24 protein-coding genes are annotated in these 23875 nt (G+C 72.5%); 19 read left to right on the top strand and 5 right to left on the bottom strand.

All coding sequences use genetic code 11. From position 1 onward, the window contains the following. Nucleotides 1–79: 79 nt before the first annotated feature. The gene (locus tag ACFQ79_RS09935; RefSeq protein WP_383580897.1) at nucleotides 80–829 is read right to left on the bottom strand and encodes an anti-sigma factor domain-containing protein; all 750 of its coding nucleotides are present in this window, start codon (nucleotides 827–829) and stop codon (nucleotides 80–82) included. Then, nucleotides 826–1419, bottom strand: a complete 594-nt coding sequence (gene sigK, locus ACFQ79_RS09930; protein WP_383580895.1) for an ECF RNA polymerase sigma factor SigK — start codon at nucleotides 1417–1419, stop codon at nucleotides 826–828. The genes ACFQ79_RS09935 and sigK overlap by 4 nt, the downstream gene beginning before the upstream one ends. 372 nt (nucleotides 1420–1791) lie before the next feature. Between sigK and ACFQ79_RS09925 the strand changes: the two genes are divergently transcribed. The 3 genes from ACFQ79_RS09925 (at nucleotide 1792) to ACFQ79_RS09915 (ending at nucleotide 4681) form a co-directional block, all read left to right on the top strand. Beyond that, on the top strand, nucleotides 1792–2031 hold the full coding sequence (locus ACFQ79_RS09925; RefSeq protein WP_383580893.1) for a chaplin: 240 nt from the start codon (nucleotides 1792–1794) through the stop codon (nucleotides 2029–2031). A gap of 333 nt (nucleotides 2032–2364) precedes the next feature. Further along, nucleotides 2365–3948: a sulfite oxidase gene (locus tag ACFQ79_RS09920; protein WP_383580968.1), complete on the top strand. Its 1584-nt coding sequence runs from the start codon at nucleotides 2365–2367 to the stop codon at nucleotides 3946–3948. Nucleotides 3949–4033: 85 nt separating this feature from the next. Continuing rightward, the gene (locus tag ACFQ79_RS09915) at nucleotides 4034–4681 is read left to right on the top strand and encodes a fasciclin domain-containing protein (RefSeq protein ID WP_383580890.1); all 648 of its coding nucleotides are present in this window, start codon (nucleotides 4034–4036) and stop codon (nucleotides 4679–4681) included. Between the two features lie 156 nt (nucleotides 4682–4837). Here the strand turns inward: ACFQ79_RS09915 and ACFQ79_RS09910 are convergent, their stop codons facing one another. Next, the gene (locus ACFQ79_RS09910; RefSeq protein WP_383580887.1) at nucleotides 4838–5707 is read right to left on the bottom strand and encodes a DUF4394 domain-containing protein; all 870 of its coding nucleotides are present in this window, start codon (nucleotides 5705–5707) and stop codon (nucleotides 4838–4840) included. A 436-nt stretch (nucleotides 5708–6143) separates the two neighbouring features. Here ACFQ79_RS09910 and ACFQ79_RS09905 point away from each other — a divergent pair, with 436 nt between their 5' ends. From ACFQ79_RS09905 to hypE, 15 genes are all read left to right on the top strand, one after another. Beyond that, nucleotides 6144–7865 (top strand): hydrogenase maturation protein, encoded by a 1722-nt coding sequence (locus ACFQ79_RS09905; RefSeq protein WP_383580885.1) that lies wholly within the window; start codon nucleotides 6144–6146, stop codon nucleotides 7863–7865. 34 nt (nucleotides 7866–7899) lie between these two features. Beyond that, nucleotides 7900–8982, top strand: coding sequence for a hydrogenase expression protein HypE (locus ACFQ79_RS09900; protein ID WP_383580883.1), 1083 nt, complete (start codon nucleotides 7900–7902; stop codon nucleotides 8980–8982). A gap of 90 nt (nucleotides 8983–9072) precedes the next feature. Further along, nucleotides 9073–10857: a nickel-dependent hydrogenase large subunit gene (locus ACFQ79_RS09895; RefSeq protein WP_229315070.1), complete on the top strand. Its 1785-nt coding sequence runs from the start codon at nucleotides 9073–9075 to the stop codon at nucleotides 10855–10857. After that, nucleotides 10854–11411, top strand: coding sequence for a hypothetical protein (locus ACFQ79_RS09890; protein WP_383580880.1), 558 nt, complete (start codon nucleotides 10854–10856; stop codon nucleotides 11409–11411). The genes ACFQ79_RS09895 and ACFQ79_RS09890 overlap by 4 nt, the downstream gene beginning before the upstream one ends. Beyond that, nucleotides 11408–12067, top strand: a complete 660-nt coding sequence (locus tag ACFQ79_RS09885; RefSeq protein ID WP_383580878.1) for a DUF5947 family protein — start codon at nucleotides 11408–11410, stop codon at nucleotides 12065–12067. The genes ACFQ79_RS09890 and ACFQ79_RS09885 overlap by 4 nt, the downstream gene beginning before the upstream one ends. Further along, entirely contained in the window at nucleotides 12064–12702 is a 639-nt protein-coding gene (locus ACFQ79_RS09880; RefSeq protein WP_383580875.1) for a DUF6084 family protein, read from the top strand. Before ACFQ79_RS09885 ends, ACFQ79_RS09880 begins: the two co-directional genes overlap by 4 nt. After that, nucleotides 12699–14096 carry a hypothetical protein gene (locus tag ACFQ79_RS09875; protein WP_383580872.1) on the top strand — a complete coding sequence of 466 codons (1398 nt, stop codon included), beginning with the start codon at nucleotides 12699–12701 and terminating at the stop codon, nucleotides 14094–14096. The genes ACFQ79_RS09880 and ACFQ79_RS09875 overlap by 4 nt, the downstream gene beginning before the upstream one ends. Then, on the top strand, nucleotides 14093–14623 hold the full coding sequence (locus ACFQ79_RS09870) for a hydrogenase maturation protease (protein WP_383580869.1): 531 nt from the start codon (nucleotides 14093–14095) through the stop codon (nucleotides 14621–14623). Before ACFQ79_RS09875 ends, ACFQ79_RS09870 begins: the two co-directional genes overlap by 4 nt. Continuing rightward, nucleotides 14620–14760, top strand: a complete 141-nt coding sequence (locus ACFQ79_RS09865; RefSeq protein ID WP_383580866.1) for a DUF6893 family small protein — start codon at nucleotides 14620–14622, stop codon at nucleotides 14758–14760. The genes ACFQ79_RS09870 and ACFQ79_RS09865 overlap by 4 nt, the downstream gene beginning before the upstream one ends. Before the next feature lie 138 nt (nucleotides 14761–14898). Continuing rightward, nucleotides 14899–15294, top strand: a complete 396-nt coding sequence (locus ACFQ79_RS09860) for a hydrogenase maturation nickel metallochaperone HypA (protein WP_383580863.1) — start codon at nucleotides 14899–14901, stop codon at nucleotides 15292–15294. 2 nt (nucleotides 15295–15296) lie between these two features. Then, entirely contained in the window at nucleotides 15297–15992 is a 696-nt protein-coding gene (gene hypB, locus ACFQ79_RS09855; protein WP_383580860.1) for a hydrogenase nickel incorporation protein HypB, read from the top strand. Further along, nucleotides 15989–18436 (top strand): carbamoyltransferase HypF, encoded by a 2448-nt coding sequence (gene hypF / locus ACFQ79_RS09850; RefSeq protein ID WP_383580857.1) that lies wholly within the window; start codon nucleotides 15989–15991, stop codon nucleotides 18434–18436. Before hypB ends, hypF begins: the two co-directional genes overlap by 4 nt. 10 nt (nucleotides 18437–18446) lie before the next feature. Continuing rightward, nucleotides 18447–18764: a HypC/HybG/HupF family hydrogenase formation chaperone gene (locus ACFQ79_RS09845; RefSeq protein ID WP_383580854.1), complete on the top strand. Its 318-nt coding sequence runs from the start codon at nucleotides 18447–18449 to the stop codon at nucleotides 18762–18764. Next, on the top strand, nucleotides 18761–19945 hold the full coding sequence (gene hypD, locus ACFQ79_RS09840; RefSeq protein ID WP_383580848.1) for a hydrogenase formation protein HypD: 1185 nt from the start codon (nucleotides 18761–18763) through the stop codon (nucleotides 19943–19945). The genes ACFQ79_RS09845 and hypD overlap by 4 nt, the downstream gene beginning before the upstream one ends. Nucleotides 19946–20003: 58 nt before the next feature. Continuing rightward, a complete protein-coding gene (gene hypE, locus ACFQ79_RS09835) occupies nucleotides 20004–21044 on the top strand; it encodes a hydrogenase expression/formation protein HypE (RefSeq protein WP_383580966.1) in 1041 nt (346 codons plus the stop codon). A gap of 216 nt (nucleotides 21045–21260) precedes the next feature. Here hypE and ACFQ79_RS09830 read toward each other — a convergent pair whose 3' ends face one another. Both ACFQ79_RS09830 and ACFQ79_RS09825 read right to left on the bottom strand, forming a co-directional pair. Next, complete coding sequence (locus tag ACFQ79_RS09830; RefSeq protein WP_383580844.1) at nucleotides 21261–21518, bottom strand: DUF6400 family protein; 258 nt, start codon at nucleotides 21516–21518, stop codon at nucleotides 21261–21263. A 277-nt stretch (nucleotides 21519–21795) separates the two neighbouring features. Next, nucleotides 21796–22698, bottom strand: a complete 903-nt coding sequence (locus ACFQ79_RS09825; RefSeq protein WP_383580842.1) for a UbiA family prenyltransferase — start codon at nucleotides 22696–22698, stop codon at nucleotides 21796–21798. A 6-nt stretch (nucleotides 22699–22704) separates the two neighbouring features. Here ACFQ79_RS09825 and ACFQ79_RS09820 point away from each other — a divergent pair, with 6 nt between their 5' ends. Further along, complete coding sequence (locus tag ACFQ79_RS09820) at nucleotides 22705–23862, top strand: type III polyketide synthase (protein WP_383580840.1); 1158 nt, start codon at nucleotides 22705–22707, stop codon at nucleotides 23860–23862. Nucleotides 23863–23875: the final 13 nt, after the last annotated feature.

Genomic DNA, 23875 nt, shown 5'->3' with positions numbered 1-23875 from the left:
CGGATCCGGCTTCGGCCGCCGGGGTACGAGCACGGTGGCGCGGCGCGTCCAGGGGTGCCCTGCGGGTCCGGGTGCCCGGTCAGGCGGGAAGGGCCATCAAGAGCAGCGGGTCGGTGGTGGGTTGGGGGGATCCTCCGGTGGGTTCGAGGGTGAGGCCGACGGCTCCCGCGTCTGCGGGGTTGCCGGTGAGGACCACGGTGCCGTTGTGGTCGATGAGACCGGCCGGGCGCATGGTGCCGTTGTGGTCGAGCCACAGCTGGTAGGTCTTCCCGGCACCGGGTGCGGGCAGGTTGGCGGCGGTGAAAACCGCCGTGTCCCGCTGGTCGGAGGAGACGACAGTGGTCAGCGCTCCGTTGGCGGCCTTGCCGTGGACGGTGCGCGCATCCGGGGCCGCCAGCACGGCGCTGACCGCGTCGAGCTGCTGCCGGGCCTGGCGGGCCTCCTGCCGGAGGTCCTGTCCGTTCTGTGTCTGCCACACCGCCACGCCGCCCAGCGCGGCCGCGGCCACACTCGCGGCCAGCGCCAGAGATGCCGTCCGTCGGCGCAGGATGCCTCCGAGGGCGGGCGCCTGGCTGGGCGCGGGGATGCGCGGAGGCAGCTGGCGCACCCCGTCGATCGCGGCCAGCACCTGTGCCTTGGCTGCCGCCGGGGGCGTCTGGGAGACGGCCGCGGCGAGACGTGCCGTGGTGGCCTCGAACTCGGCTGCCTCCTGCCGGCATGCCTCGCACGACTGGAGGTGGGCGTCGAAGTCCTTGCGCTCGGCGTCGTCGAGTGCGCCGAGGGCGTAGGCGGCGGCGAGGGTGTGGGCGTCGGTGGCGTGGTGTTTCATGTGGTCACCCCCATGCAGTCGCGGAGCCGGATGAGCCCGTCGCGCATGCGTGTCTTGATGGTGGGAAGCGGTGTGCGCAGGGATGCGGCGACTTCTCGGTAGGTCAGTCCCTGGTAGTAGGCCAGGGTCACGGCCTGGCGCTGGAGTTCGGTCAGGCCGCGCAGGCAGCGGCGTACCTGCTCGGACTCCAGGCGCGTCTCGACCTGTTCGGCCACCTCGTCGAAGGCGGTGGTGTGCTCACGGGCGGCCTGGGCGTGCTCGCGGTCGGTGGCGGCCTGTGCGGAGCGGACCCGGTCCACGGCCCGACGGTGGGCGACGGTCGCGGCCCACGCGGTGACGGAGCCGGCGTCGGGGCGGTAGCGGGCGGCCTGACGCCACAGTTCGATCATGACCTCCTGGGCGACCTCCTCGGACTGCGCACGGTCGCGTACGACCTTGAGCACGATGCCGAAGACCAGGGGTGCGAGGGCGTCGTAGAGGGCGGAGAACGCCTCTTTGTCGCCGTGGGCGACCTGCTGCATGACGTCCGCGATGTCGTTGCGGTCGGTGTCGGCGGGGCGGCCGACGCCGAAGGGGATCGGTCGGTTCACGTGCGCCGCTCCGGCCGTGGGCAGAAGGTGAAGGGCCGGCCTGGGGCGGCCGTCGGGGGGCGGGGCGTCCATCGCATGCCGCTCCTTGTTTCGTCGTTCGTACGGGGCCGGGCGTTCCGGAGACGGTCCGGCGTGGGGAACCTGTTCGTGTGTCGGCTGTTCTTCGGAGCGGACGGGCCTGTGGATGGGAGGACTCTTCGTCAGCCTTGCCACCGGTGGTTGACCCCTTCGAGGGAATCGGCGGACCGGGGCCGAGCCGGTGGGCGACCAGTCACGAAGACGACGTGCGAGGGAGCTCCTCATCGGGAGGTTCCTCGTCGGTCGCGCGGGTCTTCCGGGCGGCCGGCCATCCTCACAGGAGGTAGTGAAGACATGGTTCTCGTACGACGAGGTCTGGCTGTGGCCCTGGCGGCCGGCGCGGTCGTGGTGGCGGGTGCGGCGGTCGCGTCCGCCGACGCCGGCGCCCAGGGCGTGGCCGCGTACTCGCCGGGCGTGGGCTCGGGCAACCTCATTCAGGTGCCCGTCCACATCCCGGTCAACGCCTGCGGCAACACCGTCAGTGTCATCGGGCTGCTCAACCCGTCCTTCGGCAACACCTGCGTCAACGCCTGACCGTCCGCCGCGGGAAGACCCCGGTCCGCCGCCGAGAAGTCGGGGCGGCGGGGGCCGGTGACCCGTCGGCCTCGCGGGAGGCGTCGACCGTGTCTCCCTCCGGCCGGGCGGGGGTGGTGGGGGGGGGGGGGGGCCGGGCCCCCCTCGGCCACGCGGGTGGCTTCGACCTGTACGCCCCCCGGCGGGGGGGTACGGCTGGGGGTGGCGGCGGCCCCCCACCCGCAGCACCCCGCCCAGAGCGCGGCCCCTGCGTGCCCACGCCATGACGGCGACACGGGCGAGCCGTTGAGTTCTTTCGGAGCTCGGACCAATCCGCCGGGCGAAGGTCGCCGAATACCGGGTGTGAGCAGCTTCCGCAGCAGACTCGTCCGCGCCGCACTCGGCGCCACGGCCGGCCTCCTGGCCGCCTTCACCGCTCTGGCCGTGGCCGAACTGGTGGCCGGACTGGTGAGGCCTGCGGCAGGGCCTGTGACCGTCGTGGGCGGTGCGGTGATCGACCGCACTCCAGCCGCCGTCAAGGACTTCGCGATCCGCACCTTCGGTGCGAACGACAAGACCGTCCTGCAGCTCGGGATCCTCGCGGTCCTCGCCCTCTTCGCCGTCGCCCTGGGCATCCTCGCCCTGTCCCATCGGCGCGCGGGCGCCGCCGGCGTGCTGCTGTTCGGGATCGTGGGGGCTTCAACCGCCCTCGGCCGGCCCGACACCAACGGCATCGGCGACGTACTTCCCTCTGCCGTCGGGGCAGTTGCGGGAGCCGTCGTCCTGTACGTCCTGGCGCGCCAAGCCGTACCGATGCCTGCCCCCTCCGGCCAGGACGGCGCCGGCGGCTGGAGCCGGCGCGGCTTCCTCACCGCGGCCGGTGTGACCGCCGTGGCGGCGACCTCAGCCGGTGCACTCGGCCGGTTCTTCAGCGCCAGGCAAGGGCAGGGCGCCGTCGCCTCCCGCGAGGGCCTGGTACTTCCGGCGCCTTCGTCACCGGCCCCGGCACTCCCGGCCGGCGTTCAGCTCAAGGCCCCCGGGATCACCACCTTCACCACCCCCAACTCCGACTTCTACCGCGTCGACACCGCACTGACCGTCCCCAGGATCGACGCCGGAACCTGGCGGCTGCGGATCCACGGCGAAGGGGTCGCCCAGCCGCGCACCTACACCCTCGACCAGCTCCTGGCCCGCCCCCTGATCGAACGCGACATCACCCTGACGTGTGTGTCGAACGAGGTGGGCGGCCCCTACGTCGGGAACGCCCGCTGGCTGGGCGTCCCCCTCGCCGACCTCCTCAAGGAAGCGGGCGTCCGGCCCCCTTCGAAGGGTGGCGGCGCCGACCAGCTGGTGGCGCGCTCGGTGGACGGCATGACGCTCGGCTCCCCGGTCGAGGACGTCATGGACGGCCGCGACGCGATGCTCGCCGTCGGCATGAACGGCGAGCCGCTCCCCTTCGACCACGGCTTCCCCGTCCGAATGATCGTCCCCGGCCTGTACGGCTACGTGTCGGCCTGCAAGTGGATCGAGTCCATCGAGCTCACCACCTTCGACGCCTACGACCCTTACTGGGTGAAGCGCAGGTGGGCCCGCAAGGCGCCGATCAAGACCCAGGCCCGCATCGACACCCCCAAACCCTTCGCCCGCCCGGCCGCCGGCACCGTCACCGTCGCCGGGGTCGCCTGGGCCCAGCGCCGCGGCATCACCCGCGTGCAGATCCGCATCGACGACGGGCCGTGGCAGGACGCCGACCTCGCCGCGCAGGCCGGCACGGACACCTGGCGCCAGTGGTCGTACCGCTGGAATGCCACCCCCGGCGGACACGACGTCACCGTCCGCGCCACCGACGGCACCGGCCAGGTCCAGACCGAACAGCGCGCCCGGACCATCCCCGACGGAGCGAGCGGCCGGCACGGCGTCTTCGTGACCGTCACCTAGACCACCCGGACGGCAGCAGGCCCCACCGGGCAGCACCACCACCACCATGCCGACACCCCGAGAAAACCCTTCCAAGGAGCCACTCATGACCAGCATGAAGATCCGTCGCACCGCCCTCGCCGTCGCCGCGGCAGCCCTGCTGCCGTTCTCGCTGGCCGCGTGCTCCGACTCCGACAGCGGCTCCAAGGCCGCCCCGTCCAGCGCGGCGGATGACGAGGCGAAGACCGGCGCGACGCCCACCGAGGACGCGATGACCGGCGACCAGCCCTTCGGCCCCGCGTGTTCCGGCGTACCGAAGGAGGGGGCGGGCTCCTTCGACGGCATGGCCAAGGACCCGGTCGCGACCGCCGCGTCCCACAACCCGGCCCTGTCGACCCTGGTCACCGCCGTCAAGAAGGCCGGCCTCGTCGACACCCTCAACAACGCGCAGAACATCACGGTGTTCGCGCCGACCAACGAGGCCTTCGCGAAGATCCCGAAGGCCGACCTCGACAAGGTCCTGGCCGACAAGGCCACGCTCACCAAGATCCTCACCTACCACGTGGTCGGCCAGAAGCTGACCCCGAAGCAGCTGGAGAACGGCAGCTTCGAGACCCTCCAGAAGGGCATGGTCACCACCAGCGGCTCCGGCGAGTCCTACAAGGTCAACGACACCACGAGCGTGGTCTGCGGCAACGTCAGGACCGCCAACGCCAACGTGTACATCGTCGACACCGTGCTCATGCCCAAGTAGCGCGGCCCTCCTGCCCGGCAACGGCCGTCGGCCCCGTGCCCCCTTCACGAGGAAGGGAGCACGGGGCCGACGCGATGACCGCACCTCGCCCGGGGCGGCACGCACCGGACCCGAGCCCGCGCGCCAGGACCGGGCGCGGGCTCGGCGAGGACGGGGCTACTTCTGGTCGATGGGCAGGGCCAGGTCGGTGACCTGGTACCTGGTGGGGAAGGCGCCCCTGCTCGTGGCCCTGCCCGTCAGCAGGTCGACGGAGTAGAGACGGTACGAGCCGCCGGCGGCGATGGTCGCGAAGCCGTGGTTCATGCCGGTGGCGGGGTCGTAGGAGATGTCGAAGCCGGCGTCCCTGGCGGCGTCCACTCCGAGGTTGCCCGTGGGCGCGAGGGTCCCGGCGTTGGCGGGTGACTGCAGGGAGATCCGGTCGGCCATCGTGTCCAGGTCGAACAGGGTCGTCGCGGTGGCGGCGTTCAGGTCGTTGTTCGTGTAGGCGGCGCCGGTGACGCCCATGGCGGTCGACGGCGGCATGGTCGGGTTGGTGAGGGTGCCGTCGACGGTCGTGGTCAGGGGAGCGGCCGCGTCGTCGATGTTGTGGCGCAGGTTCTGGCCGGTGTCGGAGATGACGCGGAGCCGGTTGGCGGCGGGGTTGAAGTCCACGCCGAACGCACTGCCGGCCAGTGCCACGGTCAGCTGGGAGACCTTCATGGCCCGGGCGTCGGTGGTGTTCAGGGTGTAGACGCCGCCCCTGTCCCCGACGCCGTACAGCTTCTCGTTCTGGACGCGGAAGTCGATCCCGACGAGCTTCGTGTCGCCGGACAGCCCGGAGACCCTGCCCAGCGACCACGTCTTGTTCGGCTTGTTCACGTCGAACTCGACGAGCCGCTGGTCGCCGGTCAGGCCGATCGCGTGCAGGGCCTTGTGGTGGGTCGCGGGCCGCGTCTGCGGTGCGGTACCGGGCGCGGCCAGCGCGGGCGCCGCGCACAGGGCGGCGAGCACGGCTGCGGATGCTGCGGTCATGGTGCGGTTGCGCATGTTCACTCCACTACCAGTGCCTCGGCCGAGGCGGCCGAGGGCTTGTGGGGGCTTCGTCACCACCGCCGCAGCGGACCGGTCCCCCCAGCGGATACCACCCGCATGGCGCAGCAGACGTCGCCCTCGTGCCGTTGGCAGGGGTTCCGTTCCTCCACGAGCCGCGTGGCGGGCCGCCTGGGCCCCGCTCCGCTCGGACCCGGGCCTCCTGGGCCTCCCTCCGCTCGGAGCGCCGCCTGGGCCCCGCTCCGCTCGGACGGGCCGCCGGCGGCGCGCCGTCCACGGGACGGGCAGCCAATCGGTCGGACGCGCGCCTCTAACGGGTGAGGTGAGGGCCCCGTCGCCCTCCTTCCCCGCCTGCGGTGTCCGAGGATCGCAGGCGGTCGGTGGACCGCCCTGCCAGGGCCGCTCCATCCACCGCAACCCGGAGGGTCCGTCCATGCGCATCCTGCTCGTCGCGAGCAGCTTCAACAGCCTGACCCAGCGCGTCCTGGCCGAGCTGGGCGACCGCGGGCACACCGTTCCCGTAGAGGTCACCCCCGACGGGGCCGCCGTGCGCGAGGCCGTGGCGCGGCAAGCGCCCGACCTGGTCGTGGCCCCCCTGCTGAAGGCCGTCGTGCCCCGTGACGTGTGGACGGCGCACCGTTGTCTGATCGTGCACCCGGGGCCCGTGGGCGACCGGGGCCCGTCCTCGCTGGACCACGCGATCCACGACGGGGCCGAGGAGTGGGGCGTCACCGTCCTCCAGGCCGACGAGGAGATGGACGCGGGCGACGTCTGGGCGACCGCCACCTTCCGTGTCCCCGAGGTCGGCAAGAGCGATCTGTACCGCAACGAGCTGTCCGACGCCGCCGTGGCCGCCGTGCTGCTGGCCGTCGAGAGGGTCGCCGCCGGGGCGACACCGCGGCCGCAGACCGGCGAGGTCCGCGTCCGTCCCGCGGTCCGCCAGGAGGAGCGTCGGATCTCGTGGGGCGAGGACACCACCGAGACCGTGCTGCGCATCCTGCGGGCCGCCGACTCGCAGCCCGGTGTGCCGGACCGGCTGCTCGGCGCCGAGTGGTTCCTGCACGGCGGCCACGCGGAGGACGGTCTGCACGGGCGGCCCGGTGCCCTGCTCGCGACCCGGGCGGGCGCGGTCTGCCGCGCCACCGTGGACGGCGCGGTGTGGATCCCCGAGCTCCGCGCCCGCACCGGCCGCGGCAGGCCGCGTGCCTGCAAGCTCCCGGCAACCCTGGCCCTCGCCGGCCGGCTGCCGGAGCTCCCCGAACTGCCGGCGCCCGCCGACCCGGCGCCGGGTCGGCGGACCTGGTCCGACATCCGGTACCGCGAGCAGGGACCGGTCGGCGTCCTGTCCTTCGCGTTCCCCGGCGGGGCGATGAGCACCGACCAGTGCCGCCGCCTGCTGGGCGCGTACGAGACCGCGCGCGGGCGTCCCACTTCCGTCCTGGTACTCGGCGGGCAGCGCGACTTCTTCTCCAACGGCATCCATCTGAACGTCATCGAGGCGGCCGCCGACCCTGCCGCAGAGTCCTGGGCCAACATCAACGCCATGAACGACCTGGTCGAGGCGGTTCTCACCACGACCGACCGGCTGGTCGTGAGCGCCATCGGCGGCAACGCCGCCGCCGGCGGGGTGATGCTCGCCCTCGCCGCCGACGAGGTCTGGTGCCGTTCGGGGTCGGTGCTCAATCCGCACTACCGGCGCATGGGTCTGTACGGATCGGAGTACTGGACTCGCACCCTGCCCGGAAAGGTGGGCGAGGCCCTGGCCGCGCGCCTCACCGAAGAGGCGCTGCCGGTGTCCGCCGCGGCCTCGCTGGACATGGGCCTGGTCGACCGGGTCGTCGACTGCGGACCCGGGGAGTTCACCGCCGAGATCACCCGATTGGCCCTTCGCACGGCATCCGGTAGCGGCCTTCAGCAGCGGATCGCGGCGAAGAAGGCGGAGCACGAGCGCCTGGAGTCCGTCGTTCCGCTCGCGGCCTGCCGTGAGCAGGAGCTCTCCCGGATGCGGTCGATCTTCGACGATCCCGCCGCGGGCTACCACGCACGGCGCCGGGCCTTCGTCCGGAAGGAGGCCCCCGGGGAGAGCTCGCGGACGGCCCGGGTGCGGGCGCGGGCGGATCGGCCGACTGTTGAGCAAGACCCAGGCCTGACATGAGGCCTTCGCCCCATCCCTCCTCAGGAGGCGACTCATGAGCGCAGTGAAGCCGGTCCCGGTCGAAGACCAGGGGCCCGCGCCCGGCAGTGAAGAGAAGCCGATCCACATCCTCTGGATCAACGCGGGTCTGAGCTGCGACGGCGACTCGGTGGCCCTGACCGCCGCCATGCAGCCCAGCATCGAGGAGATCGCCCTCGCGGGGCTGCCCGGGCTGCCCAGGATCGCGGTCCACTGGCCGCTGATCGACTTCGAGTGCGGTCCGGTGGGCGGCGCCGACACGTTCATCGAGTGGTTCTTCAAGGGGGAGCGGGGCGAGATCGACCCGTTCGTGCTGGTCGTCGAGGGATCCATCCCGAACGAGGCCATCAAGCAGGAGGGCTACTGGAGCGGCTTCGGCGACAACCCGGAGACCGGTCAGCCCATCACGACCAGCGAGTGGATCGACCGGCTGGCACCCAAGGCCCTCGCCGTGGTCGCGATCGGCACCTGCGCCACGTACGGCGGCATCCACGCCATGGCGGGCAACCCGACCGGTGCGATGGGCCTCCCGGACTATCTCGGCTGGGAATGGAAGTCGCAGGCCGGCATCCCCATCGTGTGCGTGCCCGGCTGCCCCATCCAGCCGGACAACTTCGCGGAGACGCTGACCTACCTGCTCTATCAGGCGGTCGGCTCCGCGCCCATGATCCCGCTGGACGACAAGCTCCGTCCGACCTGGTTGTTCGGGGCGACCGTGCACGAGGGCTGCGACCGGGCCGGCTACTACGAGCAGGGCCAGTTCGCCTCGACGTACGACTCACCCAAGTGCCTGGTCAAGCTCGGTTGCTGGGGCCCGGTCGTCAAGTGCAACGTCCCCAAGCGCGGCTGGATGAACGGCATCGGCGGCTGCCCGAACGTCGGCGGCATCTGCATCGCGTGCACGATGCCCGGATTCCCGGACAAGTTCATGCCGTTCATGGACGAACCTCCCGGCGGCAAGGTCTCCAGCACCGCCAGTGGCGTGTACGGCTCCGTCATCCGCCGGCTGCGGACCATCACGGCCAAGACCGTGGACAAGGAGCCGAAGTGGCGGCACACCGGCGAGCGCATCACCACCGGCTACCGGCCGCCCTGGTGACCGTGACGCCATCGCACCACTCCCGCAGGACCCCCCATCCAACCCACTGTTCGCGAAGTCGAAGAGTTGACGAAGGGCACCACAGCGACCATGGCATCTCCGGCGAAGACGACGGGTGACGGCTCCGGCCTCGTGGAGATGGCCTGGGATCCCATCACCCGGATCGTGGGCAGCCTCGGCATCCACACGAAGATCGATTTCAAGCAGAAGCGCGTCGCGGAGTGCTACAGCACGTCCTCCGTGTTCCGCGGCTACAGCGTCTTCATGCGGGGCAAGGACCCCCGCGACGCGCACTTCATCACCAGCCGCATCTGCGGCATCTGCGGTGACAACCACGCGACCTGCTCCGTGTACGCGCAGAACATGGCGTACGGCGTGAAGCCCCCGCACCTCGGTGAGTGGATCATCAACCTCGGCGAGTCCGCGGAGTACATGTTCGACCACAACATCTTCCAGGAGAACCTGGTCGGGGTCGACTACTGCGAGAAGATGGTCCGCGAGACCAACCCCGGCGTCCTGGAACTGGCCGAGCGCACCGAGGCGCCGCACGCCGCCGAGCACGGCTACCGGACGATCGCGGACATCATGCGCTCCCTCAACCCCCTCGAAGGGGAGTTCTACCGGGAGGCGCTCCAGGTCAGCCGCTACACCCGGGAGATGTTCTGTCTCATGGAGGGGCGGCACGTCCACCCCTCCACCCTCTACCCCGGCGGTGTCGGCACGGTCGCGTCCGTGCAGCTGTTCACCGACTACATGAGCCGCCTCATGCGGTACGTGGAGTTCATGAAGCGGGTCGTCCCGCTCCACGACGACCTCTTCGACTTCTTCTACGAGGCGCTGCCCGGCTACGAGGAGGTCGGCCGCCGCCGTGTGCTGCTCGGCTGCTGGGGTGCCCTCAACGACCCCGAGCACTGCGACTTCACCTACGCCAACATGAGCGACTGGGGCCGGCGGATGTTCGTCACCCCCGGTGTCGTCGTCGACGGCAAACTGGTGACCAACGACCTCACCGAGATCAACCTCGGCATCCGCATCCTGCTCGGCAGCTCGTACTACGAGGACTGGCAGGGCCAGGAACAGTTCGTCACCCACGATCCCCTCGGCAACCCGGTCGACCCGCGCCACCCGTGGAACCAGCACACGATCCCGGCCCCGCAGAAGCGGAACTTCGACGACAAGTACAGCTGGGTCATGTCCCCGCGCTGGTTCGACGGCAAGGACCACCTGGCACTGGACACCGGGGGCGGCCCCCTCGCGCGCCTGTGGTCCACCGCCCTCTCCGGCCTCGTCGACATCGGCTACATCAAGGCCACCGGGCACAGCGTCGTCATCAACCTCCCGAGGACGATGACGAAGCCGGAGACCACCTTCGAGTGGAACATCCCGAAGTGGAGCAACGCCCTGGAGCGCAACCGCGCCCGGACCTACTTCCAGGCGTACGCGGCCGCCGTCGCCCTGCACTGCGCCGAGAAGGGCCTGGAAGAGGTCCGCGCCGGACGCACGCAGACGTGGGAGAAGTTCGAAGTGCCGGACGAGTCCATCGGCGTCGGCTTCACCGAGGCCGTACGAGGCGTCCTCTCGCACCACATGGTCATCAGGGACGGAAAGATCGCCAACTACCACCCCTATCCGCCGACGCCGTGGAACGCCTCCACACGGGACACGTTCGGGACCCCCGGCCCGTACGAGGACGCGGTGCAGAACACCCCGATCTTCGAGGAGAACACGCCCGAGAACTTCAAGGGCATCGACATCATGCGCGCCGTGCGCAGCTTCGACCCCTGCCTGCCGTGCGGCGTCCACATGTACACGGGCAACGGCAGGACCGTGAAGCAGATGCACGTGCCCACCGGCCTGAGCGGTCTGGCCGGATGAGCACGACCACCGCCGAAGAGGCGGGCCGACGCGTCGAGGAGGTCCTGGACCGGCTGGCCGGGAACGGCGACGCCGCAGCCTCCGCGGCCGCGGAGGAAGTCGTCCGCGTCCTCATGGAGTTCTACGGCAGCGGCATCGCCCGCGTGGTCGAGCTCCTCGGCAGTCCCGCCGCCCGCCCGCCGGCCGACCCCCTGGACCCGCTGCTCGCGGACGAACTCGTCGCGAGCCTGCTGAACCTGCACGGACTGCACCCCGAGGACGCGCCGACCCGTATCGGCCGCGCCCTGTCCGCCCTGCCGCAGCCCGTGGAGAACACCGGGTTCGACCCGGCGACCGGCGTGCTGCGGTTGCGGGTCACCGCGTCGACCGGCTGCGGCTGCTCCGGCACCCAGGAGTCCGTCCGGCAGGCGGCCGTGGACGCCCTCGCCTGCTTCGCCCCCGAGGTCACCGGGGTGGAGCTGGAGACCGGCGCCCCGCGCGAACCGGCGCTGCTCCAGATCGGCACCCGTCCCTCCCTCGCCGGCGCGGACGGCCGCTCCTCGGCGGCCCGGTGAACGGGCCGCCGAACGGCGCCGTCCGGCCCCCGCGGCCCACGGGCCTGCGCCGGTTCACCACCCCGCGTCCGCCCCGCGAGGAACGGTGCGAACTGTGCGGGGCGGCACTTGCGGCCGAGGCGCGTCACCCGCACCTCGTCGACACGGACAAGCGGGCCCTGGTCTGCGCGTGCGGCCCGTGCGCGCAGCTGATGGACCGCTCCGCCGCCTCCCCGGGCCGCTTCCGGACGGTGCCCGGCCGCTTCCTGAGCGACCCGGGGCACCGGATCGACGACCAGGCGTGGGAGTCGCTGCGGATTCCGGTCTCCGTCGCGTTCTTCTTCCGCAACTCCGCCCTCGACCGTCCGGTGGCGCTCTACCCGAGCCCCGCCGGCGCCACCGAGAGCGAGCTGGAGGAGGACGCCTGGCGGTCCGTCCTCGACGCCACCCGGCTGGCCGCCCACCTCGAACCCGACGTGGAGGCCCTGCTGCTCCGCCGCCACGAGGGCCGTACCGAGTGCTTCCTCGTACCGATCGACCTCTGCTACGAACTGGTGGGCCGCATGCGACTGCGTTGGCAGGGGTTCGACGGGGGCGCGGAGGCGCGGGCCGACCTCGACGCCCTCTTCACGCACGTGCGCGGCCTGGCACGCGAGCCGCAGGGGAGCCGGCCGTGACCGAGTTCTCCTTCAGCTGCACCGACGTCCGCGCCGATCCCTACGCGGCCGGACCCACGCTCGTGTTCCGGCTGCGGATCACCGCCACCGGCGGCACCCGGGTCCACGCCATGGCCCTGCGCTGCCAGATGCGCGTCGAACCCGCCCGGCGCGGCTACGACGACCACGAGGCAGCGGCCCTGGGCGACCTCTTCGGCGAACGCTCCCGGTGGGGCAGCAGCCTCAACCCGGTGCAGTTCGCCCAGGCCTCCGTCATGGTGCCGGGCTTCACCGGCGAGATCGAGACCGACCTCGTCGTGCCGTGCACCTACGACACCGACATCGCCGCCTCCAGGTACTTCCGGGCGCTCTCCGACGGTGACGTCCCGCTGCTCCTGCTCTTCTCCGGCACCGCGTTCACCGGCGCCGGAGGCTTCCACGTCGAGCCCGTCCCCTGGGACAAGGAGGTCTCCCACCGCATGCCCGTGAAGGTGTGGCGCGAGATGATCGACCAGCACTTCCCCGGCTGCGGTTGGATCCGGCTCCCGGGCGACGCGATGGACGCCCTGCTCGCCTACCGCTCGCGCCGGGCCCTCCCGTCGTGGGAGGCCACCGTCGAGTCCCTGCTCGAAGCGGCGGGGGAGAGGACAGCATGACCACCGTCGCCTTCACTCCCGGCACCGAGGCCCGGTTCGCCGTCGCCCGGCACGTCGCCGACGCCGTCCTCTTCGAGGGGTACGTCCTCTACCCGTACCGTGCGTCCGCCGCGAAGAACCGGCTCCGCTGGCAGTTCGGCGTCCTGGTGCCGCCGTCCTGGAGCGCCGCCGCCGAGGAGCACGACTTCCAGCTCACCGAGTGCCTCATGGAGCCCAGGACCGGCGCCGAACTCGCCGTGGAGGTCCGCTTCCTGCGCGCCCAGCGGCGTACCGTCGAGGAGCTGCGCGGGGACGGGACCTTCGCTCCGACCGGCGAACTCCACCTGCCCGACCGGGTTCTGATGGCCTGGGACGAGGGCGTCGAGGAGCGCGTCACCCTCGTCGTCCCCGTCGCCGGACTGCGGGGCGACGGCCTCGCGCTGCCCTTCGCCCGCCCTGCCGCCGAGGAGACGGAGGAGGTCGCCGACCCCGACGGACGCGTCCTCGGCCGACTCGTACGCCGCCGCGAGGAGATCAGCGGCACGGTACGGATCTCGGCGGCCGAACTCGACGGCCCGTACCGCGTCGAACGCCTCTCGGTCACGGTGGAGAACACCAGCACCTGGACCGCCGAGCCGGACACCGACCGTCATGCGGCACTGCCGTACTCCCTCGTCGCCACCCACACCCTGCTCCGCCTCGACGGAGGTGCGTTCCTGTCGATGACCGACCCGCCGGAATGGGCCAGGGGCGCCGTCGCCGCCTGCCGCAACCTGCACACCTGGCCCGTCCTGGCCGGTGAACCCGGCCGTGACGACCTGATGCTGTCCTCGCCGATCATCCTGGAGGACCATCCGGCCATCGCGCCCGAGAGCCCCGGCGCCCTCTACGACGCGACCGAGATCGACGAGATCCTCGCCCTGCGCACGGCGGCCCTCACCGACGAGGAGAAGCGCGAGGCCAGAGGGACCGACGCCCGCGCGGCGGCGGTGATCGAACTGGCGGACACCATGCCGCCCGAAGTCCTCGAACGTCTGCATGGAGCGGTCCGGAGCCTCCAGAGCGTCACCGGGTCCCCGAAGCCGGCCGGCAACGTCCTCCAACCGGACACGCCCTGGTGGGACCCGGGCGGCGACACCGGCGTCGACCCGGGCAGCGACCATGTGCTCGTCGACGGGCGCGCCGTCCGCGCGGGCAGCAGGGTCGTCCTGCGCCCGCGGCTCCGCCGCACGGACGCCCAGGACCTGTTCCTCGACGGGCGCAGCGCTCTGGTCGAGGCGGTCCTCCACGACGTCGACGGCGGAGTCCACATCGCGGTCACCGTCGAGGACGACCCGGGAGCCGACATCCGCCGCGAACAGGGCCGGTTCCTCTACTTCCAGCCCGACGAGGTCGAAGCCCTGGAGGACAGGTGAACGGCCCGGCGCACGAGGCCCCGGTGCCCGGTACGGCCCGCACCCTCGTGGCCGGGGTGGGCAACATCTTCCTCGGCGACGACGGATTCGGCGTGGAGACCCTGAAGCGGCTCACCCGCGAGGAACTCCCCGCCTCCGTCGAGCTGGCCGACGTCGGCGTCCGGGGCGTCCACCTCGCCTACGAACTCCTCGACGGCTGGGACACCCTCGTCCTCCTCGACGTCACGGCCCGCGGCGGTGCACCGGGGACGCTCTATCTGATCGACGCCTCGGCGGCCGGCGACCGGGGCAGCGGTACGGGGCCCGCGCCGCTCGACGGCCACCGGATGACGCCCGACGCCGTCCTCGCCCTGCTCGACACCCTGTGCGCGGGAACCGGAGCCGCGCCACCACGGCGGATCCTCGTCGTCGGCTGCGAACCGGCCTGCCTCGACGAGGGCATCGGGCTCAGCCCGCAGGTCGCCGCGGCCGTTCCCGAGGCCGTGCGCATGGTGAGCGAACTGGTCCGTCAGGAAGCCGTCGTATGAAGACCGAAACGGAGAGCACCATGCCCAGGAACGTCCTCGGCGCCGCAGCCGCCGCCATCGCCGCCCTGGCCGTCGCGGCCGTCGTCGTCGGAGTCCTCCCCGACCTCCGGCGCTACCTGCGCATCAGCCGCATGTGACCCGCCGCCCGCTCGGTGGTGGCGGCTGAACCGAATGGACGACACGGCCGTCCGGTCCCGGCGCGCCGGGCGTCGGCCCGCCACCCCCCGTTCTCTAATGGCGCCCGGGACCCACCCCGGCGCCCAGGACGGAGACCGATGCACGAGATGTCCCTCGCGGTCGCCGTCGTCGACCAGGTGGAGACCGCGGCGAAGGCCCGTGGGGCCGTCGGCGTCAGCAGCATCGAGCTGGACGTGGGCGAACTGGCCGGCGTCGTCGCCGACGCCCTCGCCTTCTGCTTCGAACTCGCCTGCGCCGGAACCGTCGTCGAGGGCGCCGAGCTGATCACCCGTACTGTCCCGGGCACCGCGCGCTGCGCGGCGTGCGCCGAGGACTGGGCCGTCGGCATGCCGCCCCGGCTGCTCTGCCCCGGCTGCGGCGCCGCAGCCGACGGACTCGTCTCCGGCCGCGAACTCCAGATCCGGGAGGTCCGCTGGGCCGGCCCGGAGGCACCGCGCGGGGACCACCGCCAACCGATCACCGAGGAGAGCTGAGCATGTGCCGAGCCGTCGATCTCCAGCGCGCCGTCCTCGCCAAGAACGAGGCCGCGGCACACATCCTGCGCACCGAGCTGAACGCCCGCGGCACCACCGTGATCAACCTGCTCTCCAGCCCCGGCAGCGGCAAGACCGCCCTGCTCGAGCGCGAACTGCGCCTCGCCGGCGAACGGGGCGTCAGCACCGCCGCGCTCACCGCCGACCTCGCCACCGAGAACGACGCCCGCCGGCTGGCCCGCTCGGGCGTCCCCGTCAAGCAGGTGCTCACCGACGGCCTCTGCCATCTGGAGGCCGACATGGTCGCCCGGCACCTGCACGACTGGCTGCCGGAGTCCACCCGGCTGCTGTTCGTCGAGAACGTGGGCAACCTCGTCTGCCCCGCAGGCTACGACCTGGGGGAGTCCCTCCGCGTCGTGCTCGCCTCGGTCACCGAGGGGGAGGACAAGCCGCTCAAGTACCCCACCGCATTCGGTCTCGCCCAGCTGGTGATCGTCACCAAGACCGACATGGCCGAGGCCGCGGAGTTCGACGAGACGGCGTTCCGCGCCAACGTGCAGCAGGTCAACCCCGGCGTCGAGGTCGTTCTCAGCTCGGTACGTGACAGCCGAGGAGCCGGCGCCCTCCTCGACCGGGCCCTCGCGACTGCCGAGGGCAACCGAGTCCACACCCCGGTGATGGCCCAGGCCGGCGCGTGACCACGGCGCGGCCCGGACCCGTCCCAGCCGTGGCCCCGCGGCGCAGCCGAGTGGTCGTCCGCGGCGTCGTGCAGGGCGTGGGCTTCCGGCCCTTCGTCTACGCCCTCGCCACCGGGCTGCGCCTGTCCGGCCACGTCACCAACACGGCGGACGGAGTCGTCGCGGAGGTCGAGGGAGACCCCGCGGACGTCGCGTCCTTCTGCGCCCGCCTCGCGCCCGACGCCCCACCGCTGGCCCGGGTGGAGTCGGTCGAGGCGGCCGAGGTGACCGCGGGCGGCGGCAGCGGCTTCACCATCGTGCCCTCCCGCCAGGGCGGCGCCGTCCGCACTCTCGTCCCGCCGGACACCGCCACCTGCGACGACTGCCTCGCGGAGCTCGCGGACCCGGCCGACCGGCGGTATCTGCACCCCTTCATCACCTGCACCCACTGCGGCCCGCGGTTCACCATCGTCACGGGATTGCCCTACGACCGGGTCCACACCACCATGGCCGGCTTCCCGATGTGCCCCGACTGTGCCCGGGAGTACGAGGACCCCGCCGACCGGCGCTTCCACGCGCAGCCCGTCGCCTGCCCCCACTGCGGCCCCCGGCTGCGGCTGGTCACGGCGCCCGGCCGCCCCGCGCTTCCCGGTGCCGGCCCCGAACCCGATCGGACCGGACGCTGCCCCGAACCCGGTGGCGACCCGGTCGCCGCCGCACGCGGGATGCTCGCCTCCGGCGCGATCCTCGCCGTGAAAGGCCTCGGCGGCTACCACCTGGCCTGCGACGCGACGAACCCCGACGCGGTGGCCGAACTGCGCCGCCGCAAGGCGCGCGGTGACAAACCGTTCGCGATGATGGCCGCGGACCTCGCCGACATCGAACCCCTCGTGCACCTCGGCACGCTCGAACGCGAACTCCTCACCGGCGGCGCCCGGCCCGTCGTCCTGCTGCGCCGCCGCGACGACGCCCGCCCGCGCCACGGGGCCGCGCCGGCACGGGCGGTGGCGCCGGGCAGCCCGGACCTCGGCTTCATGCTCCCGTACACCCCGGTGCACCATCTCCTCCTCGGCCTCGGCACGGTGGACGGGGACGGGCCCCGGCTGCTCGTGATGACCAGCGGCAATCTCGCGGGCGAGCCCATCGTCACGGACGACGAGGAGGCACTGACCAGACTCACCGGTCTGGCGGACGCCTGGCTCCTGCACGACCGGCCGATCCACGTCCCCTGCGACGACTCCGTCGTCCGCGTCTGCGACGGCGAGCAGCTGACGCTGCGCCGCTCCCGTGGCCATGCGCCGCTGCCGGTCGCGCTGCCCGTGGAGGTCGCCCCCGCCCTCGCCGTCGGAGGGGACCTGAAGAACACCTTCTGCCTCGGCGACGGACACCAGGCCTGGCTCTCGGCCCACATCGGCGACATGGACGACCTCGCCACCCAGCTCGCCCTCGCCTCCGCCGAACGGCAGCTGGAGTCCGTCACGGGAGTACGGCCCGAACTCATCGCCACCGACCGCCACCCCGCCTACCGGTCCACCCGCTGGGCCCGCGGACACGCTTCGGGACGGCCCGTCGTCCCCGTACAGCACCACCACGCGCACGTCGCGGCGGCGATGGCCGAGAACGGCCTCGACGGCACGGATCCCGTGATCGGCGTCGCCTTCGACGGCACCGGCTACGGTCTCGACGGCGCCGTGTGGGGCGGTGAGTTCCTGCTCGCGGACTACGCCGGGTTCGAGCGGTTCGCACACCTCGCCTACGTACCCCTGCCGGGCGGCGACGCGGCCGTACGACGGCCCTACCGCATGGCTCTGGCCCATCTGCGGGCCGCGGGCCTTGACGTCGACCGCGCCCTGCCCTGCGCGCGAGCCTGCGAACCCGGAGAACTGCCCCTGTTGGAAAGGCAGTTGGAGCGCGAGCTGAACTGCGTCCCCACGTCCAGCATGGGGCGCCTCTTCGACGCCGTCTCCTCCCTTGCGGGGATCCGCCACCACGCGGGATACGAGGCCCAGGCCGCGATCGAGCTGGAGGCCGCGGCCCTGCGCGCACCCGGCGTGGCGGAGGACGAACGCTATGTCTTCCGGCTCGGTCCGCCGGCGTCCGGCGCCCCGCTCACCGCAGACCCCGCACCCCTTCTGACGGCGGTGGTCGCCGACGTGCTGGCCGGGACCCCGGCGGCCGTCGTCGCGGCGCGGTTCCACCATGCCGTGGCCCGACTGGTGCGCACGGTCTGCCTCGCCGCCCGCGGCGGGACCGGCGTGGAGACCGTGGCCCTGACCGGGGGAGTGTTCGCCAACACGGTGCTCTCCTCGGCCTGTGCCGCAGGGCTGCGGGACGAGGGCTTCACCGTGCTGCGCCACCGACTGATCCCGCCGAACGACGGCGGTCTGGCCCTCGGCCAACTCGTCGTGGCCGCCCGGACGACGGACCGGGCGACCCCCGCCCCGCCGCGACGACAGCGACTGTGAGGAGACACCCATGTGCCTGGCGGTACCCGGAAGAGTGCTGGACGTCGAGGACCGGGACGGCACCCGGATGGCCACGGTCGACTTCGGAGGAGTGGTCAAGGAGGTGTGCCTGGAGTACCTCCCGGACCTGAAACCCGGCGAGTACGCCATCGTGCACGTGGGCTTCGCCCTCCAGAGGCTCGACGAGGAGTCGGCCAAGCGGACGCTTGAGCTGTTCGAGACCCTCGGCCTGCTCCAGGAGGAGTTCGGGGACCCGTGGGAGGCCGCCGAGGCCGCGGTGAGCGAGTGGCAGACGCAGGACGACGTCCACGGGGAGGCACGGCCGTGAAGTACATCGACGAGTTCCAGAACCCTGACCTGGCACGTCGGCTGCTCGACGAGATCCGGGCGACGGTGACCCGCCCCTGGGCCCTGATGGAGGTGTGCGGCGGCCAGACCCACAGCATCATCCGGCACGGCGTCGACCAGCTTCTGCCCCCGGAGATCGAGTTGATCCACGGCCCGGGCTGTCCGGTCTGCGTCACCCCGCTGGAGATGATCGACAAGGCCCTGGAGATCGCCTCCCGGCCGGGGGTGATCTTCTGCTCGTTCGGCGACATGCTGCGCGTCCCCGGCACCGGCCGCGACCTGTTCCAGGTCCGCGGGCAGGGCGGCGACGTCCGGGTGGTCTACTCCCCGCTGGACGCGCTGCGGATCGCCGAGCAGAACCCGGACCGGGAGGTGGTCTTCTTCGGCATCGGCTTCGAGACCACGGCCCCGCCCAACGCGATGACGGTCCATCAGGCGCGCAAACGGAACATCCGCAACTTCAGTCTCCTCGTGTCCCACGTCCGCGTCCCCCCGGCGATCGACGCGATCATGCGGTCCCCGGACTGCCGCGTCCAGGGATTCCTCGCGGCCGGCCACGTCTGCAGCGTGATGGGCACGGCCGAGTACCCCGAGCTCGCACAACGCCACCGGGTGCCGATCGTGGTCACCGGTTTCGAGCCGCTGGACATCCTGGAAGGCGTACGCAGGACCGTGCTTCAGCTGGAGCGGGGCGAGCACACGGTCGAGAACGCCTATCAGCGCGCCGTGACGGCCGAGGGCAATCCGGCGGCGCAGGCGATGCTGAGCGATGTCTTCGAGATCACCGACCGGGCCTGGCGCGGCATCGGCGTCATCCCGGACAGCGGTTGGCGCCTGTCCGAACGCTACCGTGACCACGACGCCGAGCACCGCTTCTCCGTCGAGGGCATCGACACCCGCGAGCCCGCCGAGTGCCGCAGCGGCGAAGTCCTCCAGGGCCTGCTGAAACCGAACGCATGCGAGGCGTTCGGCACCACCTGCACACCCCGCTCCCCGCTCGGCGCCACGATGGTGTCCAGCGAGGGCGCCTGCGCCGCCTACTACCTCTACCGGCGGCTCGACGGCGGAACCCCGGGACAGCGGCCCCCCGCGGCGGCCCGCGTGGCCTCCGGAACCCCGTCCCCGGTCACCGCACCTCTGGAGGGCAGCACCCGTGCCTGACACCGTCAGCACCACCCCGGCGGTCGACGCCGCCGACCCCGCACGGCCCGCACCCGACATGCTCGCCTGGACCTGCCCGGCGCCACTGCGCGACCACACGCGCATCGTCATGGGCCACGGCGGCGGAGGCGCGCTGTCCGCCGAGCTGATCGAGCACGTCTTCGCGCCCGCCTACGGCGGACCGGCCCTCGCGCACACCGCCGACGCGGCCGAGATCCGCATCGGCGGCGCCCGCTTGGCGTTCTCCACCGACTCCTTCGTGGTGCGCCCCCTGTTCTTCCCCGGCGGAAGCATCGGCGACCTCGCCGTCAACGGCACGGTGAACGACCTCGCCATGAGCGGCGCCCGGGCGAGCCACCTCTCCTGCGGGTTCATCCTGGAGGAAGGCGTCGAGACCCAGGTGGTCGCCCGGGTAGCCCAGGCCCTCGGCGCGGCGGCGCGCGTGGCGGGCGTCCAGGTCGTCACCGGCGACACCAAGGTCGTGGAGGCCGGTCACGGCGACGGCATCTACATCAACACCTCGGGGGTGGGGCTGATCCCCGACGGCGTCGACCTGCGCCCGCAAAGGGTGGTGCCCGGGGACGTGGTGATCGTGAGCGGCCCGATCGGCATGCACGGCGTGGCGATCATGAGCGTGCGGGAGGGCCTCGAATTCGGCGTCGAGATCACCAGCGACTGCGCACCGCTCGGCGGCCTCGTGGAGGCGATGCTCGCCGTCACACGGGACCTGCACGTGCTGCGCGACCCCACACGCGGGGGCCTGGCCGCCGCGCTCAACGAGATCGCGGCGGCGTCGGGCACGGGCGTCGTCATCCAGGAGCGTGCCGTTCCGGTCCCCGAAGCGGTCGGAAACGCCTGCGCGGTGCTCGGACTGGACCCCATGTACGTGGCGAACGAGGGCAAGCTCGTCGCCTTTGTCCCGCGGGCCCACGCGGACGCCGTACTGGCCGCGATGCGAGCCCACCCCTCGGGTGCCGGGGCAGCGGTGATCGGCGAGGCGGTCGAGGCCCATCCGGGCATGGTGGTGGCTCGTACCGGGCTCGGCGGCACCCGCGTCGTGGACATGCCGCTCGGAGAGCAGCTGCCGCGGATCTGCTGAGGTCAGGCCCGGCGGCCGTGACGCTCACGGGAGGTGTCGAGGGTCCACATGTGAGTGCAGCGCGGACACTGCAGGTGGACCCGGGGCCCGCTGTTCCCGATCAGGTAGCGCCAGTGGCTCCGGCAGTTCCGGCGCTCGAGGCAGGTCCCGCAGTCGCGGGCGTCGTCGCAGCCGGGGCACGCGACCCAGGCCCGCCGAGCCGGGTCGGCGTGGGGATCAAGCGGAAGACGCACGGCCGGGCCCCTCCCCGGGCAGCACACCGGCCGCCACCAGCATCGCGTGCAGCCGCTGCTGCTCCTCGTCCAGGCCCGAGTACAGCAGGGCGTGCGCCGCCTCCTCCTCGCGCAAGACGGCCAGGGGATCCCAGTCGGGCCCGAGGGCTGCCACGACTTCGGCACGCCGACGTGCCTCCTCGACGGTGAGGTCGATACTGAAGTCGATCAAGGTGGAACGGGGGCCGGGGCCGTGGTTCATGGCGGGAGCCTTCGGGATGAATCGAACACGTATGCCGTCACGTCTACCAGAGACGTCACCGCGTACGGAAGCGCCCGACCTGCCTTCCACGCTCGCTGTGGCGCACCTCATCCCGAGCACGGCGTCCGCCGGCCCGCCTCGCCGGGGTCGCGGAGCGGGGCCGCACGGGGAGCCGGCACGCCCGGCGCGGAACGCGAGCGCCGTACCTCGCCGGGACCTGGAAATCACCGACGAACGCCGCCGCGGAACGTGAACGCGGCCACTCCGCGATCCGGCCTCAGACGATGACAGAGCCCCGTGACAGCAGCTGCACGACGGCCAGCCCCGCAACCACGATCGCCGCCCGGAACGGCCACCGGCTGCCCTCGCGCCACTTCGGGACGGTACCGATGGCCGCGGCACATCCCGCCGCTGTCGCACACGCCCAGCCTGTTGCCCCTGCCGTCCCCGGCGGGCACACGGTGACGATCGCGACCGCGGCCAGCATCGTGACCAGGGAGAGCCGGCGACAGGCCACGGGGCCGAGGCGTTGAGGCAGACCGCGGACGCCCGTCGCGAGATCGTCCGCGATGTCCGGCAGCGCGTTCACCCAGTGGGCGCCGACCCCGAGCAGCGCACTCGTGACCACGGCCCACCAGGCGGGCCAGGCGTGCGCCGGCGGGCCGAGCGTCACGAACGCCGGCAGGGACGCGAACCCGACGGCGTACGGCACGGGGGAGACCGCGGTTCCCTTCAGGGCCAGGTTGTACGCCCACCCGCCGGCGATCACGCCCGTGAGGTGGACGGCCGCGGCGGCGAGGCCGCTGAGCAAGGAGAGCGGCACGCAGGCGACGAGCGCCACCACGGCGGCCACTGCGGCCGTCCGTGGGCGCAGAGCCCCGGCCGCGATCGGCTTGTCGCGCCGGCCGCTGGCGGTGTCCCGGCCCGCGTCCACCGCGTCGTTGCACCAGCCGATCGAGAGCTGACCGGCGAGCACCGCCGCTCCGACCGCCACGACATCCCCCGGTCCCCGCCCCGACGTGGCGGCCAGAGCGGTGACGAACACCGTCACGGCGAGTGCCGGCTCCGGGTGGCACGAGTGGAGCAGCGTCGCGAGCCGGTGTGTCGCTCGCACCGGAGGAGCAGGGAGGTATAGAGACACGGGAGCAAGGTAATCGCGCCGTCGGTCGTGAGGAGACATCCCGGAATGCGTGTCCCCACAGTCGACCTGGCCGCCCCCGTCACGCCTCCGGCGGTGCATGCCGGCGGCGCCGCCGATGCGCGGCCCGATCCCGAAGGGTGGCAGAGCGTCGTCGCCGCCGTCCGTACGGCCCTGCCGGAGCACCGGTACGCCCAGGACGAACTCACCGAGCTGATCGGCGACCTCTGCCTGGCCCCCGGGGCGGACCGCACGGTGCTGCGCCGCCTGCACGGGGCCGCCGGGGTGCGGACCCGTCATCTCGCCCTCCCCATCGACCGGTACGCGGCTCTGGGGGACTTCGGCGAGACGAACGCGGCATGGATGACGGCCGGTCTGGAACTCGGGGAACGGGCTCTGACGTCCGCGCTCGAAGCCGCCGGGCTGTCACCGTCGGAACTGGACCTGTTGGTGTGCACCTCCATCACCGGCATCGCCGCGCCCTCGCTCGACGCCCGGCTCGCCTCGCGCATGGGCATGCGGCCGGACGTGAAGCGGATTCCCGTGTTCGGGCTCGGCTGCGTTGCGGGAGCGGCCGGTCTCGCCCGGCTCCACGACTACCTGCGCGGCCACCAGGGCGAGGTGGCCGCGCTGCTCAGTGTGGAGCTGTGCTCGCTCACCCTGCAGCAGCGTGACGACTCCCCGGCCAACCTCGTCGCCGGTGCCCTGTTCGGCGACGGTGCGGCGGCGGTCGTCGCGCGTGCCGCGCAGGCCGGCGACCACCGGTCCGGTCGCCCGGCGGTGGTGGCCACCCGCAGTCTCCTCTACCCGGACACCGAGCACCTGCTGGGCTGGACGATCGGCGCCGGCGGGTTCCGACCGGTGGTGGACGCCGCCATCCCCGATGTCGTGGGAGCCCGGATCGGTCCCGACCTCCAGGCCTTCCTCGACGTCCACGGCCTGGATCCGGGAGACATCGGGACCTGGATCTGCCACCCCGGGGGACCGCGGATCCTCACCGCGGTGGCACACGCCCTGGACCTTCCCGACGGTGCCCTCGAATCCGCTCACCGGGCCCTGGCCGTGTCGGGGAACATGTCCTCCGCCTCGGTCCTGCGGATCCTGGAGGACGTCACCACCAACGCCCCTCCGTCGCCGGGCTCGTGGGGCCTGATGATGGCCATGGGTCCCGGCTTCTGTGTCGAGTTCGTCCTCCTGCGCTGGTGAGGAATCACGGATC

This window comes from Streptomyces sp. NPDC056480, from assembly GCF_042795405.1.
Classification (GTDB): domain Bacteria; phylum Actinomycetota; class Actinomycetes; order Streptomycetales; family Streptomycetaceae; genus Streptomyces.
Note: the sequence above shows the minus strand (reverse complement) of the source record. Positions and strands in the feature narration are given on the sequence as shown.